The organism is Pseudoalteromonas sp. MMG033 (assembly GCF_057197785.1).
Map to the genome: position 1 here is coordinate 4,705,630 of NZ_CM170070.1, position 18,741 is coordinate 4,724,370.

Consider the following 18,741-nt stretch of genomic DNA (forward strand, 5'->3'; position numbering starts at 1 on the left):
TTAAGTTCGCCATGTATGACAAAACAAATATCGACAGATCAAGCGTCTTTCAAAGTTATAAACTACAGCCTTTAGTATTAAATTAACCTTTAAAAACCGTTCATTATGTACTAGTTATATCTAGGCCTTGTACACTAGTTCAGGCAAGGCTTGATCTAAAGCCTCTCTCACGCACAACAATAATAAAACTTAATAGGGATACAATGCGTTTGAAAATGTATATTTTTACACTGACTCTGATAATAAATTCGTGGCTCGCCATCGCGACAGCAGATGTCGATTATCGATTACCAGCGCATGTCCACCTAAAGCACCAGTCAGTAAACTTACAAATCGATCCAAGCAACCCCACTTTTTCAGGCTCGACTGAACTCAACCTGATACTCGAAATGCCCACTAAATCGCTCGCATATCACAGTAAAGGCCTTGATATCACACAGGTCTCACTTGTTTATCAAGGTAAAAAGTGGCCACTCAATATAACAAAGCCTGATCAGTACGAAATTGTCACCCATGCATTGCCCATAGAAATCAAAGGCGATGCAACGCTTAAAATAAAATACCGAGCTGCGATATCTGATCATGTGGAGGGACTGTATCGAGTTCAAAATGACAAAGGTCAAGTGTATTTACTGTCGCAGTTCCAATCGATGGAAGCGCGCCGAGTATTCCCAACGCTAGATGAACCAAATAAAAAAGCGACATTTCGCTTTAAAGTTACAACGCCAAAATCATATACGGTACTTCACAACACCCAAGTAAGCTCTGTCACGTACGAGGGTGATGCAAAAGTCACTCAGTTCAATAAAACTCCAAAAATGAATACCGATATCCTTGCACTGGCAGTCGGTCAATTTGCACAGCAGAAACTAACTAAAAACAATCTTAATGCCACGGTATACAGCCCTGAGAGTCATAAAGCTATGCTGCCTCCTTACTTTGATAAAGTTGTTGTAGATTCCGTATCCTTTATCGAAGATTATTTACAAAGCCCCTTCCCTTTTCAAAGGCTCGACTTTGTAATAGGCAACTTTGGTGGTATTGCAGCGATGGAAAATCTCGGTTTAGTGGCATTAAATGAGAATCAAGTCCCCACCTCAGATGCAACTTTACGTGCACATTGTCAGTTTAAAAAGCTCATTGCCCATGAAATTGCCCATAGTTGGTTTGGCAACGACATAACCATGGCATGGTACGATGATTATTGGCTTAATGAATCTTTTACTGAGTTTATCGCCGCGAAGGTGGTTAAGACCCTCTATCCAGACACCGCTTCTTGCACACATGTGCCGCAAGCAAAGGCATTCAATGACGATAACCAGCATGCAATCCCACTGATTTTTGATGTTAAAACACGTGAAGATACAGTGGCATATGGTCAACTTTATTACACCAAAGGCCGCGCTATTTTAGAAATGCTTGAACAAGCCTATGGCGCTGAAGTACTGCAACAGCGCTTACAACTTTACGTGAAAAAGTTTGCCGGTAAAAATGTCAGTACGGACCAGTTTTTAGCCCTATTACCCGAGACTAAACTGCAAAACATGATCACCAGCTTCACCCAAAATACCGGCTACCCACTGGTAACCATGTCCAAAAAAGATGACCATTATGTATTAGCGCAAAACGATTTATTAGATAGAAACGATATGCTCTGGACAGTTCCAGTATCACTAAAGTTATGGGATGGAAAACAAGTCTCCACACAAAAGCTGATATTAGAAGACGCTGAACTTAAGATTACTCTCCCCGCCAACACCCAAAGCATATTCCTAGATACAAATGGTGCTGGCTATTTTCGTTATATTGATGCTACAGGGCTTAAAGAGTTTCCTTTTGACAAGCTCAGCCCACCCGAGCAGGCCTCCTATCGGGATAATCAACAATCTATGGCAATCAGTGGCCACATTGAATACATGGCGTATATTGACAGTGTGGTGCGGGAATTAAACCAACTGCCACTAGACTCAGAACAGGCCAATACACTCATCAACGAATTGCATTACGTATTTATTGACCATATACAACTTGGCCATCAACAGCCATTCGCTCGCTATTTAAGTGCACAGATCACGCACCAACCAGACTGGGAGACTCTGCTTAAAAAGCCATATGGTGGAGACGTATTGCAATTTTTTGGCCTTTACTTAAAAGCACCTGATGCAATACAAGCAGCAAAAGAGTATTACTACAGGCCAAATAGTCACCAGCATCCGCATTTAGATAAAATGATTGCCGTGCTTGCAAGCAGCACAACCAATGCTCAGTACCAAGAGTTAGTCACACAGTTTAAACAAATGCCCAGTCAGGTAAAAGACAGCATGTTACCAGCACTGGGATATGTGAATAATGCCGAGAAAGTGAAACTGTACTATGACTTACTTCTTAGCGATGCGACAAAAGGCATGGTCATAGACGTGAACTTTCAATATCCGGCTTTCAATCCTGCTCTCAGAGTCATTGCTGCTGATTTAATCGCAAAAAGAAAAGATAAAATCATTGCTCGAATTGCGCCGGCTTCATTACAGTGGTTTCCATATAGCTTCATTACATCCTGCTCTAAGGCGCAGCAGCAGGCTGTTAGTAAGTTATTTAATACTTGGTTGCACATTGAGGGACTCGAAGAAAAGCTGAACGTCGTCATGCATAATATTGAGCAATGCACCAAACGCTCAAAAAAGATAAGCCAGAGCATTGCATCAATACACTAAATACAAAGAGCTGAACTCAGCTCTTTTTATTTATCCAAAAGTGCGCGCTTTTTGATAGGCAGGCCGTGCTTGAACACGAGTTAAATAAGCTTGAATATGGGGTCGATTTTCCAGTAGCTTTAAGCTGCCTGCTATTTCTAGTGAAATCGTCATCATGATATCTGCAGCGCTAAACTCATCACCTGCAAAATACGCTCGCTTAGCCAAGGTCTCATCAATGTAACTAAGGTCTAAATTCAGTTCTTTCGCAATATATCCATCTAATGGCGCGTCACCCGAACGAGTTTCCATTTGCATCAACAAGTAGGTGATCACTGGCAGCCCGAGCGAGCCTTCTGCAAAATGCAGCCACTCTAAGTACGCATAGTAAGTATCGTCGTCTTTAGCGGGACGAAGCAGACCTTCATTATTTTGATCTAGAATGTACTCCAATACGGCACCTGACTCACACAATACGTGACCATTATGTTCAATCACAGGGGCTTTATTTAGTAGGTGTACTTCACCTAAGCTAGATGGTGCTAACTTGGTACTTTCATCTCTTTGATGATGCACAACCTCAAAAGGCATTTTGAGCTCTTCAAGCAACCAAATAACCCGTGTCGAGCGAGACTCATTCAAATGGTGAACGGTAATCATTACTTGGCTCCTTACCCAGTCAGTTTCTTCACAAGTAACTCGCCGACTGCGTGCGCACTGGCCGGGTTTTGCCCTGTGATCACTCTCTCGTCTTCGATTGTAAAGCTCTGCCAAGGCTGTACTTTATTAAACTGCGCCGCCAATCTCGTTAGTGACTCTTCTAACAAAAAAGGAATGTCATTAATGGTGCCAAAATCGACTTCTTCCTCTCGCGTGAATGACGTGACTTTTTTGTCTGCCAGTAACGCTTTGCCATTACTTAACGTGATAGGCAATAAAGCCGCCGGTCCATGACATACCGCCGCAATCAAGCCACCAGACTCATAGTGTTTTGCTGCCAAACTACTCATGGTTGTGTCTGTGGCTAAATCGCTTAACAAACCAAAACCACCTGGGTAAAAAATAGCGTCATAATCATCTATGTTTACGTCACTAACCGGTTGCGTATTGTCAACTTTTTGCATGAATGCCGTATCTGCCAGAATATCACTATTTACTTGGTCACCTTCTGCATCTGTGCCGTATAACGGCGCTTTACCGCCTTTCAGTGATACAATATCAAACTCAATGTGATTGGCATTGAGCACTGCAACAACGTGAGTGAGTTCAGGAGCATACGTTCCGTTAGGCTGATCAGTGTCTCCTAACGTTGCATGATTAGTAACTGGGATCAGAACTTTTTTCATCTCTACTATCCTTTGGCTTAAGTTATCTTGATTAGTACTGTATATTTTTTCCAAATAAATGATAATTAGCTAAATCAGTGAAACTCTTTTGCTATTTAGCAAAAATAGTTCTCGCATTTATCAAATTTAAACTTAAGAGTAGGCGTTTTTTGATGGATAGCTTTGATGGTGTTTTTGAATTTGTAGCGGTTGCTGAAAGCGGCGGGTTCTCATCGGCTGCAAAAGTACTTAATTGCAGCACCAGTCATATCAGTCGACAAATTTCTCGACTCGAGCAACGTGTAGGCTGTAGCCTGTTTGCCAGAACAACAAGACAAATCAACCTCACAGAAAATGGCGTCTTTTATTATCAGCAATGCAAGCATCTGATCACTGGCTTGCAACAAGCCAATGAGCAACTCGCACAGCAACAATTTAATTTAAGTGGTACTTTACGCGTCAGTGCCGCAGGCGGTTTTGCTGAAAATTACATCGCCCCTGCACTGATGGCATTTGCCAAGCTTCACCCTGAACTGTCCATCGAAATCGACTTTAACAGCCGTATGGTTAATTTTGTTGAAGATGGCATCGACTTCGCCATTCGCTATGGTGAGCTCCATGACTCAAATTTAATTGCTCGCAAGCTCATCAGCCGCTCAATGATGGCTGTGGCAAGCCCCGAATACTTAGCCAAAAACGGGACACCCAGTCACCCGTCTGAGCTTAAACACCATAACTGTATTATTGCTAATAACGATACATGGTCATTTTTAGTGGATGGCACAAAGCAAGGGTACAAGGTAAAGGGAAACTGGCGCAGCAACAATGCGAACGTTGTAGTGTCTGCTTGCATGCAAGGGCTTGGTATCGCCTATATGCCAGAACGTACTTTTGACAGCGCCATTGAGGCAGGGCAACTGACGCCTATTTTAAAGCCATTTTGGAGTTCGGGCGCAACGAGTTGGATTGTATATCAAAACCGTCAATTTCAGCCGCTACGTGCGCGTTTGGCCATCGACTATTTACTGCAACATTTTCAAGACTTTTGATCAACCATGCTCTGATTAAGCTGTTATAAAGTGTAATGTTTTTTCTTGGCACTCAGGATTACTATCAAAGACGATATTAACCCATACTCATCACGTATCAAGCGTGTTTAAGGAGAAAGTCGATGTGTACTCGAGTGCTAAATAACCTCAATCGCAAGTACATTGCAACAGCTAGAAACATGGACTGGATGTTCCCTTTACCTACTAGCTTATTTACCTTTGATAAAGGCCTAAACAAAATAGGCATGCCCATTTCTGATAACAAAAAAGATAACGAAAAAGCGCTAAAATGGTGCTCAAAATATGCCAGTGTCGTTGCAATGGTCGGTGACGAGCAAAGTGGCTGGGCGTCTTCTGATGGCATGAACTCTATGGGTCTGGCCGCAAACGTACTCTACGATTGCAATGCCACCTATGCGAAAGACCAGCCTTGCAAAGAAGGACAACTGAGCGTGCTGCGTTGGGTGCAATATGTTTTAGATAATTTCGTTTTTGTAAAAGAAGTTGTCAGCGAATTCGAGCAACAAAAAATTGAGTTGGTGTCAGCAGATGTGCCAAACAGTGACGGCAAACCTGCAACATTACACCTATCTGTATCGGATGTAACAGGTAACTCTGCTATCATCGAAGTGTACAACGGTCAGTTTTACATTCACAGCAAAGATGAGTATGTCGTGATGACCAACGACCCTAGTTATGACCAGCAATTAAAAATTGATGCATATTGGAAGTGGCAATGGTCAGATGAAAATATTGCCGCCAGTCACACCATACCGGGTGGACCATTTTCTGCAGACAGATTTGAACGCGCATTATTCTATATTAGCCATATGAATGCCCCGACCAGCCATGATGAAGCACTCGCTCAAGCAAAATCAGTTGTGGCGAATGCCTGTGTACCGCTTGGATATAATGTGCAAATGACTGAAAGCCCAAACATTTCAAATACGCTTTGGACAACGTTAGTCAATCACAGCGAGCAAAAATATTACTTTAGTAATGCTCGTACCGCCAACACCATTTGGGTGGACCTACATACATTTGATTTTAATGAGCCAGTGAAGTGCTTAGATATGGTCACCATCAGCTCAGACAATCAGGTCATCAATAATAGCTATGAAGGTCAAGTCAACGAGCTACTTACACCTGTGCTCGACCCATACAGCCCCAACTTATTCATCCCAGATGAGATATGCCGTATTGGTGCCTAACTCATATGTGCTCAGCATCGGATCCAACCGATGCTGAGTAACAGCCGCTCTCCTTTCTCTACCCTAGACACAGAATGTATACAGCGATCAGGTCGAAACAGCTTTACTCTGTCAGATTCATAAAGTGGCGACTGACACACAAACTCGCCACCTTTGTTGGCTTTTTTCAATACGAGATTCAATCTAAAGTGACGGCCTGAAGAGACTTCATCAACATGCTTAGGCACTTCACAGCCTTCTGGGAACTTAAGTAAATAAACATCAAACTTAACAGGCCAATGTGCGCCCATAAGCAGCATTTTATGATAGCCAGATTTTTGTCGACCAACTTGCCACTTGAATAGCTGCTTTAGCACCATCTCTCCCTTTTCAAACTCAAATATAAAGCATTAATTTTTATCGAGGTGAGGGTTTTTAATCACAAAGCCGCGTTCAGTCCCTGAAATAAAGCCTACTTTCTCATATACCCCATGAGCGGCGGCTCGAGTTTCACCAGACAACAACATGACTTTATAACACCCTTGCAGCCAAGCCAGCTCAACAGCAGCCTCGATGACCTTTTCACTCAGCCCTCTGCGCCGAAATAGCGCCCCAGTAATAACATGCTCAATAACGGCAAACGGCCGCACACCATTTGTTAGTGTCGGTACAATCGCCAGCTGGCAAGTGGATGCTATCTCACCGTCTAATTCAGCAACAATAAGGTGGTTATTTGAATCTTGTTCAATGTTTTCCAACCAGATATTAAAGCATCATGAGATAGATCAGGATCATGAGGCCTGAGCTCTTTAAACAGCTTTACTATCCCTGTTAAGTCAGATTGCGTTGCCATGCGGATAATCGCCATTTTACTTATTCCTTTTAAGTCGTCTTAGCTTCCTTATAAATTTGCATTTTATAGTGTCACAAGTCACCAGCGATTGACTACTCTAATATCACTATCTCATTTTTACTGGACGCCAAGTGTGAAAATAACACATCGCCAGTTTTGGGATTGAAATCTGAGAATATATCGATATTTCTTGGCCCTTCATACAGCACAGTTTTTACTTGAGTTTGCATATTAACCTGCCAAATTTTGCCATTTCTTGAAGCAGCAAAAATCAGCTCACCTTGCACATCGAGAAGTTGATTTAAACCTAATGTTGCTGTATCGAACAGCGAGCTCAAATCAGAACCGTGATTCACATAAATGTTGCCATTTTCATTGAGTATATAAAGCTGCTTCTGACTACCAACTCGAGCACTGTTCACTTTATTAGCTGTAAACAAGCTATATTCATGGCTACTGTAATCATACAAAACCAGTTTAAACGCGTCATTCACGACCGCTTTTAGTAACACGCGGTTTTCACTCAGCGCCTGATAAACGTCAACAATTTCAAACGGGGTCGCAATACTGGTATGCTCCCCATTTAAATCCAATAAATGTAACGAATGTCCCGCTGCGGCAATGATTACACTGGTATCTTGTGACCAAACAAAATCTTGTAAAAACTGGTTTTGAGTAAACTGACTAAGCTGTAAAGGCATAATGTCTGATGCTCGCTCTTTTGCCGCCAGCCATACTTGCCTCGACCCACTGCGATCAGAGATAAATGCAATATGCTCCCCATTTGGTTGCAACTTCGCACTAAACTCGTTTTGAGTACTGCGCGCAAACCTTGTTGGCTCAGAATGATGAATATTGCCAAACCCAAGGTCGTAATCAAACGCCCCCATAGAGGCGACTAAAGTATGGCCATTAGGGTGAAACTTGGGAGTGTAAATATGCTCGGCCATTGGCAGGGTGTAAGCATGAAACCGCCCCTTCATATCAACTTTGTACAAACCGTTATTTGCAGCGGTGATCAGTGACTCTTCACTCGGATGCCAACTCAGCTGCCAAAACTTAGCGTATTTGTGTTGGGGGTTTGGCTCAAGTTCAATGCGATTTTGTGCCTGTGTCTCCATGTCTATCGTAACCAAGCTAAATCGATTGATGGCATCGCGCTCTGATATCGCAATCTTATTTTGCATATATCCATAATCAAGAAAATAAAGCGTTTTATCTTCCGGCTTGTAAAGAACGCTTACCTTATTATCTTTTAACGACAAGATACCAACGTGTTCTTCCTCAGATCCTCTATTAATAAATGCAATTTTGTCATCTGCTATCCAAACAGGAGAATCATAATCTTTACCATCACAAGCTAGCAAACGCCGAGATTGCTGCGCTTGTGTTTTCGCCACTGAAAACGACAGTGCTCGAAGTTCACTACAGCCAGTTAACTGCTGCGTTTGCTGGCACGCTGCAACACTTGAAAAAACCACTTGCTGACCATCTGGCGACCAGCTTGGCGAACCATAGTAACCAACTTCTTTGGTTAATCGATACTCTCGATTGGTTTTTCGGTCTTTCGCCCATAGTTCATTCTGACAACCACCTAAATGACGTTGAAAAATAATATAGCGGCCATCGGGTGAAAAGCTGGGTTTGATCTCTCTGTAGTCTGTTGCGGTTATCGCCTCAAGCTTATTGATCCTAAGCACACGCTCTGCGTTATTCATCGGTGGCATTAACTGCCAAGTAAGTAGACTAACAACAAATAAAATCGCGACTCCCAACCCCCATTTTTTGAACGAAGATCCAGCTGTGCTTTCTGATAGGGCTTGTTTGCTTGGACACGCATTCATTAATAAGTCGTTTTTTACGGCTCGTTTAGTCCATTGCACACTTGGTATTAGACTATACCCAATTTTTGGGTGAGTCATAATTAAGGCTTGCGTTTTGACATCATCATTGAGTACTTTGCGTAACTGTGCAATACAGCGTTGGATGGCATTTGGGCCAACAACCATGTTTGGCCATATCTGCGCTAAAAATTGCTCATGTGTGACAACCTCGCCTTGATGCTCTGCCAAAAGAGCCAACACTTGCAAGACTTTTGGCTCGACACTATGCACTTTGCCGTCAACACGAATTTGAGAGCGGTACATATCTACGTGGAACTCATTAATGTAAAACTCTTTCAAAGCAAGGCTCTCTCTAACTCAATCATATCCCTAACCGCTAGCCAACCTGATCCCACTGCGGCCCAATACCGACCATTTTTTAACACGCTTGTACCTCTATGTCATCATTTTTGCGCCCTAAATGCTTAAACAAATAATCAATAAGCCCATGATAAAAATATAAATATTTTTCCACAGCAAAGCATCAGCCTACCTTCATTGCACTGTTAAACATCATATTGAAAATAGTGGCAACGAGATAACATAGAGGACACATCTTTGAGAAATACATTCTTCAAACTGGCAATTATGGCATCGCTTATGATCGCACCTTGGGTCAAAGCACATGCTAGTTATTCGCACAAAAAACTAAGCGACAATGTACATATTTTGACAAAACATTGGAAAACCATGAATTTAGGATTTGGCGTCGTCGCCGGCAAAGATGGTTTGCTATTGATCAACAGTATGGTTGCCTATGACGTGAAAAACTTTGAAGCTGAGCTAAAAAAGATATCCCCTTTACCCGTTAAATACGTTATCAACAGTAACTATGATGGTAACAATACCCAACTAAATAAACACTTTGCGAACAAAGGGGCCACAATCATCTCGCACAAAGCGTTGAAATATCGCGATATTTACACACAAATGCTCATTGGAGATGAGTTTAGTATGTATTTTGGCGGGCAAAATATACGGACGATCAAAAGTGAGGGACATTCTTATGGCCAGATAAATATTCTCTTAGAAGAAGCTAACGTTATGTTTACCGCCGATAGCTTTAGGCATGATTGGCTCACTTATTTGGGTCCTAAAGGTATAAGTGGTCACATAAATGGCCTGCAAAAAACACTCAACTTCATCGACGAAAACACGGTGATCGTTCCAGGTGGCACCTATAAAAACGAGCTGCTTTTTAACAAAGCACATATTGTTGAGCAAATACAGCACAGTTATGCCCTCAAAGGCTTAGTGACCGAGTTAGTAAATCAAGGATTAAATCCAGAGAAAATTGCGCAACACGAGCAAATTACTTCGTTCTTCAAGCTGCACTTTCCTAACCGAGCATTTAACCCGATCCATCGAATTCGTGCCATCACAAACTTTATACAAGCGGCTCCGTACGAGCTGAATAAACAAGACAAAAGTGCCTTACTTGGCTTTTACAAAACCCAGCAAGGACACACGTTTGAGCTCATTCTTCAAGGAGAGACCGTAATTGCAAGAAGTGAAAATCACTTTATTTTCAGCCTCAAAGCAATATCACAAAACACACTCAGGTTATTAGATGGTGAGGAAGGCGAAACATTTCAAATCGTGCGTAATGAAATGGGACAGATCACCGCCATAAAACCCGATCTAAACGACAGCTGGAAAAGTAAATATATCGGCGAGCAAGCTTGGATTAAGATCAACAAATAGCGCATTGAACATGTTAAAACACCGCACTAGGTAATACATCTGCGCTTAAAAGATAGAGGTCTAAACTTTGCCCTCTATCTTTTTCGACAAACGCAGTACTGTTAACACTTCAGACCAATCAAGCTTTCACCTCATATAACTCCAATGGTAGCCCATCAGGGTCTTGAAAAAAGGTGAAGCGCTGATGTGTATATTCATCTACTCTAACCGGCTCAGTTTCAACATCATGTGCGTGTAAATGCGCAATCACAGCATCTATGTCTTCAACTTGAAATGCCAAATGGCGCAGCCCTGCGGCCTCAGGTCGGCTTGGGCGTTTGGGAGGGTTAGGAAATGAAAATAGCTCTATTTGACGGCCATCGGGTAATGCTAGATCTAACTTATACGACTGCCTTTGCGCACGATAGTTTTCCGCCAGTACTTTGCAACCAAGTACCTCTGTGTAAAAAGCCTTAGAAACTGCATAATCAGTACAAATAATTGCTATATGATGAATACCCTTGAGCATACTTAACCACCACTAAAATTGAATATCCGTCAAAACAGGGTAACAATAGACTAGGTTACGCCTAACAAGAAAGTTGTTCTAGATTATAAATGAGTTAAGCATTACTTTCAGGTAAAAAGTACATAATTGAGTAATCACTCTAATTAGGTAAATCCAAAAATAAACTTCGATATCTGCCCTCCTCGCCGTCTAAAACCATGTACCCTATCGCGATAAAAAAAGATAAAAATCAATTAAAGTACATTTAAGAGCAGCCATACCAATAAATATATTAATAAAAACACAGCTGAAATTATGACATACCACAGAATGAACATGATATAAAAAAAGGAAAAGTAAAAACGGCAATATGTTGATAAAGTGAGATATAAAAATTAAACAGCCGTTTAAAAAAGATAAAATACCGCCCTTAAAAAGGCGTATTTTTAATCAACACATTCCAAGCGAATAGAAAATAACATTTTACACTCCCATCAATGTATGTAACAAAATAAATCAAAAAGGAGGTCTATTTACCTGAAGTAATTACACTACCCGCTCACAATTGAAGGAGATAAAATGTTAAAAAAATTAATAACAACAAGCATGCTGCTAGCACTAAGCTCTGTAACATTCCCCTTGTATGCGCACACTAGTTCAACAGATAGTGTCAGCACATCTCAACACATGTATAAAGACTATTCTGTCTATTTTGCCAATGAGGAGCAAAGGATTGAATATGCAAGAAAATACCATGGACAAATTGTCGATACCTTACACAATGCGCTTATTGTTTCACTCAGCGAAGCAGAATTTTTATCCGCCCGCTCCTCCGGTGCCATCATTTTAGAACACACACCACCTCAACCGGTAAACCGTGCTGCAAATGCATTAATTAAAGCGAGCCAAAGCACGCCAACTACGGCCCAAGAATCTGGAATACCTAATTTTCCATGTTATCCAACGCTTGAAGAAACATATGAACTTGCCGAACAACTCGCAGAAAAATATCCAAACTTTGTCGAGTTAAAGCAGATTGGACAGTCATGGAAAAAAGAACAAGGTCTTGGCGGCCACGACCTCACTGTACTTGTGATCAAAAATAAAAAAAGAAACAAAAATAAAAAGCTCCCCACCATGTACATGCAAGGTGCTCTGCATGCCAGAGAATATACAGCTGGGGCAACAACCATCAAGTTTGCACAGCATCTATTAGAAAATAGACGCACAAACCCTGACATCAAGTGGATTTTAAACCAGCGTGAAATCCATATTTTATTGATAGCCAACCCTGACGGTCGAAAATATGCAGAGCTTGGTAAGGAATGGCGAAAGAACGCCAACACCGCCTATTGCGCCACGAACGAAGAGCAAATCGGCGCAGACTTAAATCGTAATTTCGACTTTGCCTGGAACTCAACACCCTATTCCTCAGATGAACAATGTTCCAATACATACCAAGGTCCTGTAGCAGCATCAGAACCAGAAACACAAGTTATACAAAACTATATCAACAGTATTTTTGAAGATAATCGCGGAGAGCTAGACACAGACGCAGCACCGCTGGATACCGCAGGGCTATTTATTGATATTCATAGTCATGGCGGTATGATCATGTGGCCATGGTCACACTTGCGCACTCCTGCACCCAATTCAGCGGGTTTGTCCATGTTAGGACATCGACTGGCTGCCTATAATGGCTATACGGCTTATCAGGTAGGCAACCGCTTTCATGTTGGCGGCTCTGCCGGAGGCTATGCCTATGGTCAATTAGGTGTTGCATCTTTTACCTATGAGCTGGGAAGAGAGTTTTTTGAGCACTGTGGCAACTTTGAAGGTGAGATCTTCCCAAATACATTAAAGTCCCTGATTTACGCCGCAAAAGTTGCAAAAGCACCTTATAAAATATCTGGCGGCCCTCAGATACTTGATTATAAACTAGAGGGAGCCGGCGATGTTGCAGTACCACCAGGCACCCCCATCAATTTAACCGCAGGCATTTATGATGACTTTTTTGGTTACCAAACTTTATCACCATTACCACCAAGCCAAGCGGTCAAAAAAGTTAAACTGATAATTAAAAAGCAAGGCGAAGGCGTTGTGCAAAGACTTAAACTCCCTGCAGCCGATGGTATTTATGACTCACCGCAAGAACAGTTAAACTACGCTCTCGATACAAGTGACTGGGGTGATGGTCGTTACACTTTAATACTCAAAGCCCAAGATGTTACCGGTCAATGGGGCGTTAAATATGCGAAGTACTTGACGATTGACGATGATGCAAGTGCACAAAACCAAGCGCCAGTTGCCGATTTTACCCCGACTTGCACTTATGGTACTTGCCAATTTGATGCATCAAAAAGCACGGATGATAAACCAGGCTTAAAATACCGTTGGTTTATTGGCGCTGAAACATCCCGCCAAGAGTACTCAGGTGAAAAGATAGAATATGTTCATGAAATGGCAGGCACTTATTACGTCACACTCGTCGTAGAAGATGCTAATGATATTTCCGCAGTAAAACATGCCGTATTCGACTTGGATGGTAAATATCTACCAATTGCCAACTTTACCTATCAGTGCAGCAATCTCACATGTGAGTTTGATTCATCTAGTGCATCAGATCCTGACGGTCACATTGTTGAACGATTATGGCGCTTCGGTATCGATGCTCACTACCTACCGGGTAATGTGAAGGAGACCTTTACCTTCCCAGCAGCAGGGCAATACAGAGTGGCGTTTGTAGTTAGAGACAATGACGGGCTATACAATGAAACCTTTCAATTTATCACCGTAAACTAAAACAACGATATAATGTTCAGCAACATAGATGCTGCTGAGCATTATAATATCGGTCATTACTTAGACAACATCATTTCTTTAGCCACAATCGCAGCAGAATACATAAACATCGTAGAGACAATACGCTCATCTTTAATCACTGCTTTTTTATCTTTCATCGTGGTTTTGTTTTGCGCAATCGCACCATTTTTATTTAATTGATCTTCAACTAAGAATGGCAATAAGGTCCCTTGCTTTGCCCAGCTTTTGCGTCGCTCAGTCGAATTTGGAAAGCCCGCGACTTTTTTACCTTTGATCATAAATTCACCTGAAGACAACTTTGCATTTGAAAATGCACCCGCACCATGTCCCGCTGAGCCAACAATGCCTCCGGCTTCATAGATATCGGCGATGATTTTTTGCAAATCTTTATTGCTTGCTACGTCAAATAATGGGCCGTAGCCACCACCTATGTACACGCCCCAATATTGGCTTGGGTCAATTTGAGACGGACTCAAAGTATTATTGGTTTTTTCAGTAAAGCCTTCATATTTCATGGTATAGGCACTGATACCATAGGCTTCCATTTGAAACTCGACTTTACCGCCTTTTGGGGAGACAAAATCAACATCAACTCCATGACTTACAAAAACATGATATGGCGGTGCCACTTCCCATAAATTGTTTCTTGCATCACTTTTGTCTGGATCTCCCATATGTACCAAATTAGACGTGATAATTAGTACTTTTTTTCTATCGTCAGCCAATACATCAAAAGATAGCAAACCACACAATAACAACAGTAGAGAAAATAAATACTTCATTTTTATCCTTATTATTCTTTAACTACATTAAGATTTGACGCTAATAAAAACGAAAAGGTTTAAATATAAATAACAAAATTTCAATCCACATTGTCAGCTGCAAATTGGTAGAGCAAGAACACTATTGACTTACTTTTTTTATACATATTAACCTGTACTTGGGTTCTACCCTACTTGTGTTCAAAAATTAAAAGGAAAATTAATGAATAGAAAAATACTATTGTCGTTATTTAGCGCTTCTATGTTAATCAGCGCAAACGTGAGTGCCTCTGATCACAGTGATCCTAATTTTCGCTACTACTTTGTTACCTGCTTAGATAAAACAACTCACACACAATTGTGGTTCGATATCTCAAGGTACTGGGATAATGCATGGGTGCCTAGATGCCGTGCTGCAAACGGTTATTTAGACGTTGAAAAAGTATATTGGCATGTAGAACGTTAAAGCTAAAGTGAGCAAACCCTATTCAGCTTACAAAGATAATCAGGGTTTGCTTTTTATTAATACCAAAGATTCAAAGCCCTCCAATAAAAATGATAACAACTTATGCTTTTATCCTTACTGCTATGTTGTATTGTAATGTAAATAACTGAAAGTCCGGTTATTAGCTAAAGCACAATGCAAGGGTTACAGTTCAACAAACATAAGTGCAGAACCACCAAACCAACAGACTTTTCCGCAACAAGAATTCCCCCAATTCTTGTTACTATCGAAATTATCAATCCCTACCCAATAATATTCTTAAGTAAAAGCATGATTTATATTGCTTTTATTAAAATAAGATATTTTAACATTTAACACTATTGAAAATATAACTTTTATATATCAATATTTAATAATGAAAAAGTTGTTAAACAATAATTAAAAAGATGAAATCACTCATAAGATGAATGTCTTTAGTTACTTTTAAAGCAGCAAATTGGTTGGTTTAGATAACTTGACGATATTTTGGATTAATTTATACACAACCGAAACTGACACTCAATAGCAACATTTATCTTCAAGGCGATAGTTTATAGATATATACAAAAGTCACTTACATAGAGCGGATAATAATTATTCTTTGGCTCTTAAAAGCAATAAGTAAAAAATTCATCGCTGTTCTTTCTGTATTGTTCCAATACTTGAGATGCCTGAATACAAAATCAGATTCTAACTCTGATTGATAAATAATAATTAAGGAAAAAATATGAAATCAATATTAGCACTTTCTGTTGCAGCAATAACTTTAACGAGTGGCTTAGCAAATGCTCGGCCAAACTGCCCTGGTGGTATGGGATATTGGGAAGAGATTGAACGCAATGTCCGCGTGTGTGATAAAAAAACAGAAACCTACACAGTGACATTAAAAGACTGTCAATACGATGGCGTACTTCATAGAGGCTACCTTTGGAATCAACCTATATATCCTTCTCAAGTGCCATTTTCAAAATCGGTTACTGAATATGCACGTTCCGTTTCAAGCTGCCCAAGCAGTAAAACTAAAACGGAACAACAAGTATATTGGTATAGAGATGATTATGGGGTTCTTAGAACTGACTTTGTGCATTACAGCGGTACGCTGAACAAAGTATTGGAAACAAGCCGTACTGAAACTCGTACACGTGAAGTTGAGACCAATTGCCGTACAGAAAGACGTGTAACGAGAGTCTTTCGTTGTGGCTTCGAGCCATAATCGATTAAATTAATTTAAAGGGCTTATACTGTATAAGCCCCTAATTATTCAATAGAGATATTTAAATCACACTGCACACTTGCAACGCATATCGCAATATCCTCATAAAAGTTAACTTTTTACTTAACCTCAACCTGTTTATATACTACGCAATAAATGTTCACTCATATGCGATATAAAAGATTTCACTTTCTCAAGCGGATATTTCCGCCCCGAGTAAAAAGCATTTAATACTAAATCTTCAGGCTCACGGTCTAATTTTACCTCCATGAGTTGGCCCTGCTCAATGGCTTTTTCACACGCATGAAAAGGTAATATTGCAAACCCAAGCCCTTGAATAGCTGCCGCTCTGGCCATATTACCGCTATTCACTTTATAACTTGATTGCACTGTTAATAAATAATCCCCTTTAAAACGCCAAGGCGCCCCTTGCATCACGCTTAGCGTGGTTATACAAGGCAGTGAACTCAACTCTTGTAAACTTTTCGGTTTCGGATAAAGCGCCAACAGCTTTGGAGAAGCGACTATACAACTTGGCCATCGGATTATCTCTTTTGCCACCCAACCCGAGTCCGCCATGCTGCCACGATTAAAGCTCATTACAATATCAAAGCCATCAACGATGCCTTCTTTCGCCTCCAACTGCGTATCACAACTTAGCGCTATTGAGGGGTATTGAGCGACAAAGCTTGCGAGTACTTCTCCCATAAACGGAAGGTCTGGCGTTATGATTTTTAGATGACCCGACACATGATTTGTTTGCGAAGACGTTTCTTGTAAAGCGCTTTGTAAGGAATCCAACAGCGAACTGGTAGAGTCATAGAGTTTTTTTCCAGCCTCTGTAGGGCGCATTGTTCGGGTTGTACGCTCAAATAAGCGCACATTTAATTGCTGTTCTAATAACGCAACATGACGACTAACATTAGACGTTGGCAATGCCAGTTGCTCAGACGCCTGTTTAAAACTTAAATGTAAAAACACAGCTTCAAAACTTTTTAGCCATTTTAGTTCAATTTTATCCAGCACTATTCACTCATAATTTGGGATTATGAAAATCATAACTGCCAATTTATCCCACTATTTATATTTGTCAAAGTCTGGCTAAGATTTAAATGGAGATATGTAAAATGCAAAATACTCGACGTATAGCAATTATTGGCGCAGGTATCGCAGGCCTAAGCATGGCTATTTTTGCCACACAACAAGGCTTTGATGTAGAGGTGTTTGAAAAACGCAGTGAAATATCGCAAATTGGCGCAGGCGTGACGCTATGGCCTAATGCCATGTTTGTGTTGGATAAAATGAAGTTAACTAAGGCCATCTCTGAAATTGGAGTGCAACCATGCGGTGTCCAGCAAATGAACCAGCAAGGGCAAGTACTCTCAAAATTAGATCTTTCACAACTCAGCCAAGAATGTGGCTATCCAAGCATCAGTATTTTACGCAAAGACTTAATGCTTTGCTTGTATGATCAGGTCATGCAGCTCAACATCTTGTGTCACTTTAATACACCAATTAATAGCCAAGATATAGCTAAGCTTTCTAGTCAGTTTGACCTTGTGGTCGGTGCCGATGGCAGAATGCACTCTCAAGTAAGAGCTGCGATTTTTCAAACACCCATTGAACCTATTTACCAAGGGTTTATCAACCTCATTGGCACCAGTGCGACCCCAGCAAGTGTCAAGAACAACCCTATTCAGGAATTTCGTGAAAATGGCGTGCGCTTTGGCATTGTCCCAGCAACAGCTGACTCATGTTATTGGGCTGCTGCTTGGGCCTGTGACATAAATAAAAATTACACAACAAAACAGTGGTTCAACGAAGCACAATGCAGATTTAAACATTGGCCAAAGGCGATTAACACAATACTGCATACGGCAAATATACATAGTTGCAATCATATTTTTGTCCACGATCTAGAGCCACTCCCTTATTGGCATCAAAACAACGTGGTGCTGATCGGTGATGCTGCCCATGCATCGCTGCCAACTTCTGGCCAAGGAGCGAGCCAAGCACTCGAAGATGTGTGGCATTTAACCCACTTGCTCAATCAGCATGAAGCGATACCTGACGCACTAAATCACTTTTACCAAACGCGAATAAACAAAACTACGACAGCACAATCAATAGGTCGGCATTTGGCTAAGCAATTTTTCTCTGACATACCTCAGCAGCCGGTAAAAATGGACCCTGAAAAATTGCGTATGCTTTGGATGCAAGGTTTAACCGCTCCTAATCTACTTTCATAGCTGATTCATTAAATATCGCTTTTTAAACTT

17 protein-coding genes are annotated in these 18,741 nt (G+C 41.0%); 8 read left to right on the forward strand and 9 right to left on the reverse strand.

From position 1 onward, the window contains the following. The first annotated feature begins 203 nt into the window (after positions 1-203). On the forward strand, positions 204-2,711 hold the full coding sequence (locus tag AC2CZC_RS20445) for a M1 family metallopeptidase (protein WP_484583197.1): 2,508 nt from the start codon (positions 204-206) through the stop codon (positions 2,709-2,711). 30 nt (positions 2,712-2,741) lie between these two features. Here AC2CZC_RS20445 and AC2CZC_RS20450 read toward each other — a convergent pair whose 3' ends face one another. Beyond that, positions 2,742-3,350 carry a glutathione S-transferase family protein gene (locus tag AC2CZC_RS20450; protein WP_484583198.1) on the reverse strand — a complete coding sequence of 203 codons (609 nt, stop codon included), beginning with the start codon at positions 3,348-3,350 and terminating at the stop codon, positions 2,742-2,744. A gap of 11 nt (positions 3,351-3,361) precedes the next feature. Next, positions 3,362-4,036 carry a type 1 glutamine amidotransferase domain-containing protein gene (locus AC2CZC_RS20455; protein ID WP_484583199.1) on the reverse strand — a complete coding sequence of 225 codons (675 nt, stop codon included), beginning with the start codon at positions 4,034-4,036 and terminating at the stop codon, positions 3,362-3,364. 152 nt (positions 4,037-4,188) lie between these two features. On the opposite strand from AC2CZC_RS20455, the gene AC2CZC_RS20460 reads away from it, so the two are divergent. Together AC2CZC_RS20460 and AC2CZC_RS20465 are read left to right on the forward strand one after the other, a co-directional pair. Beyond that, positions 4,189-5,064: a LysR family transcriptional regulator gene (locus tag AC2CZC_RS20460; RefSeq protein WP_484583200.1), complete on the forward strand. Its 876-nt coding sequence runs from the start codon at positions 4,189-4,191 to the stop codon at positions 5,062-5,064. Between the two features lie 122 nt (positions 5,065-5,186). Further along, complete coding sequence (locus tag AC2CZC_RS20465) at positions 5,187-6,275, forward strand: linear amide C-N hydrolase (protein ID WP_063363220.1); 1,089 nt, start codon at positions 5,187-5,189, stop codon at positions 6,273-6,275. A gap of 11 nt (positions 6,276-6,286) precedes the next feature. Here AC2CZC_RS20465 and AC2CZC_RS20470 read toward each other — a convergent pair whose 3' ends face one another. From AC2CZC_RS20470 to AC2CZC_RS20485, 4 genes are all read right to left on the reverse strand, one after another. Then, positions 6,287-6,634, reverse strand: a complete 348-nt coding sequence (locus AC2CZC_RS20470; RefSeq protein WP_063363221.1) for a 2OG-Fe(II) oxygenase family protein — start codon at positions 6,632-6,634, stop codon at positions 6,287-6,289. Between the two features lie 30 nt (positions 6,635-6,664). Further along, positions 6,665-7,012 carry a GNAT family N-acetyltransferase gene (locus AC2CZC_RS20475; RefSeq protein ID WP_484583201.1) on the reverse strand — a complete coding sequence of 116 codons (348 nt, stop codon included), beginning with the start codon at positions 7,010-7,012 and terminating at the stop codon, positions 6,665-6,667. After that, the gene (locus tag AC2CZC_RS20480) at positions 6,961-7,122 is read right to left on the reverse strand and encodes a hypothetical protein (protein WP_484583202.1); all 162 of its coding nucleotides are present in this window, start codon (positions 7,120-7,122) and stop codon (positions 6,961-6,963) included. The genes AC2CZC_RS20475 and AC2CZC_RS20480 overlap by 52 nt, the downstream gene beginning before the upstream one ends. Before the next feature lie 77 nt (positions 7,123-7,199). Further along, positions 7,200-9,290 (reverse strand): winged helix-turn-helix domain-containing protein, encoded by a 2,091-nt coding sequence (locus AC2CZC_RS20485; protein ID WP_484583203.1) that lies wholly within the window; start codon positions 9,288-9,290, stop codon positions 7,200-7,202. 258 nt (positions 9,291-9,548) lie between these two features. Here AC2CZC_RS20485 and AC2CZC_RS20490 point away from each other — a divergent pair, with 258 nt between their 5' ends. Beyond that, on the forward strand, positions 9,549-10,694 hold the full coding sequence (locus AC2CZC_RS20490) for an MBL fold metallo-hydrolase (protein ID WP_484583204.1): 1,146 nt from the start codon (positions 9,549-9,551) through the stop codon (positions 10,692-10,694). Between the two features lie 118 nt (positions 10,695-10,812). Here the strand turns inward: AC2CZC_RS20490 and gloA2 are convergent, their stop codons facing one another. Beyond that, positions 10,813-11,202 (reverse strand): SMU1112c/YaeR family gloxylase I-like metalloprotein, encoded by a 390-nt coding sequence (gloA2, locus tag AC2CZC_RS20495; protein WP_484583205.1) that lies wholly within the window; start codon positions 11,200-11,202, stop codon positions 10,813-10,815. A gap of 558 nt (positions 11,203-11,760) precedes the next feature. On the opposite strand from gloA2, the gene AC2CZC_RS20500 reads away from it, so the two are divergent. Next, positions 11,761-13,983, forward strand: a complete 2,223-nt coding sequence (locus tag AC2CZC_RS20500; RefSeq protein ID WP_484583206.1) for a M14 family zinc carboxypeptidase — start codon at positions 11,761-11,763, stop codon at positions 13,981-13,983. Positions 13,984-14,039: 56 nt separating this feature from the next. On the opposite strand, the gene AC2CZC_RS20505 is transcribed toward AC2CZC_RS20500, so the two are convergent. Beyond that, the gene (locus AC2CZC_RS20505) at positions 14,040-14,786 is read right to left on the reverse strand and encodes a type 1 glutamine amidotransferase domain-containing protein (protein WP_484583207.1); all 747 of its coding nucleotides are present in this window, start codon (positions 14,784-14,786) and stop codon (positions 14,040-14,042) included. A 202-nt stretch (positions 14,787-14,988) separates the two neighbouring features. Here AC2CZC_RS20505 and AC2CZC_RS20510 point away from each other — a divergent pair, with 202 nt between their 5' ends. Together AC2CZC_RS20510 and AC2CZC_RS20515 are read left to right on the forward strand one after the other, a co-directional pair. Further along, positions 14,989-15,231: a hypothetical protein gene (locus tag AC2CZC_RS20510; RefSeq protein WP_484583208.1), complete on the forward strand. Its 243-nt coding sequence runs from the start codon at positions 14,989-14,991 to the stop codon at positions 15,229-15,231. Positions 15,232-15,976: 745 nt separating this feature from the next. Continuing rightward, a complete protein-coding gene (locus AC2CZC_RS20515; RefSeq protein ID WP_484583209.1) occupies positions 15,977-16,462 on the forward strand; it encodes a hypothetical protein in 486 nt (161 codons plus the stop codon). 138 nt (positions 16,463-16,600) lie between these two features. Here AC2CZC_RS20515 and AC2CZC_RS20520 read toward each other — a convergent pair whose 3' ends face one another. Then, entirely contained in the window at positions 16,601-17,488 is an 888-nt protein-coding gene (locus AC2CZC_RS20520) for a LysR family transcriptional regulator (protein WP_484583210.1), read from the reverse strand. Between the two features lie 101 nt (positions 17,489-17,589). On the opposite strand from AC2CZC_RS20520, the gene AC2CZC_RS20525 reads away from it, so the two are divergent. Beyond that, the gene (locus AC2CZC_RS20525; protein WP_484583211.1) at positions 17,590-18,711 is read left to right on the forward strand and encodes an FAD-dependent oxidoreductase; all 1,122 of its coding nucleotides are present in this window, start codon (positions 17,590-17,592) and stop codon (positions 18,709-18,711) included. Positions 18,712-18,741: the final 30 nt, after the last annotated feature.

Coding starts and splice junctions, on each gene's coding strand:
- AC2CZC_RS20470 (WP_063363221.1), bottom strand. CDS start 6,634: ATGGTGCTAAAGCAGCTATTCAAGTGGCAAGTTGGTCGACAAAAATCT.
- AC2CZC_RS20465 (WP_063363220.1), top strand. CDS start 5,187: ATGTGTACTCGAGTGCTAAATAACCTCAATCGCAAGTACATTGCAACA.
- AC2CZC_RS20515 (WP_484583209.1), top strand. CDS start 15,977: ATGAAATCAATATTAGCACTTTCTGTTGCAGCAATAACTTTAACGAGT.
- AC2CZC_RS20450 (WP_484583198.1), bottom strand. CDS start 3,350: ATGATTACCGTTCACCATTTGAATGAGTCTCGCTCGACACGGGTTATT.
- AC2CZC_RS20460 (WP_484583200.1), top strand. CDS start 4,189: ATGGATAGCTTTGATGGTGTTTTTGAATTTGTAGCGGTTGCTGAAAGC.
- AC2CZC_RS20455 (WP_484583199.1), bottom strand. CDS start 4,036: ATGAAAAAAGTTCTGATCCCAGTTACTAATCATGCAACGTTAGGAGAC.
- AC2CZC_RS20510 (WP_484583208.1), top strand. CDS start 14,989: ATGAATAGAAAAATACTATTGTCGTTATTTAGCGCTTCTATGTTAATC.
- AC2CZC_RS20445 (WP_484583197.1), top strand. CDS start 204: ATGCGTTTGAAAATGTATATTTTTACACTGACTCTGATAATAAATTCG.
- AC2CZC_RS20500 (WP_484583206.1), top strand. CDS start 11,761: ATGTTAAAAAAATTAATAACAACAAGCATGCTGCTAGCACTAAGCTCT.
- AC2CZC_RS20480 (WP_484583202.1), bottom strand. CDS start 7,122: ATGGCGATTATCCGCATGGCAACGCAATCTGACTTAACAGGGATAGTA.
- AC2CZC_RS20525 (WP_484583211.1), top strand. CDS start 17,590: ATGCAAAATACTCGACGTATAGCAATTATTGGCGCAGGTATCGCAGGC.
- gloA2 (WP_484583205.1), bottom strand. CDS start 11,202: ATGCTCAAGGGTATTCATCATATAGCAATTATTTGTACTGATTATGCA.
- AC2CZC_RS20505 (WP_484583207.1), bottom strand. CDS start 14,786: ATGAAGTATTTATTTTCTCTACTGTTGTTATTGTGTGGTTTGCTATCT.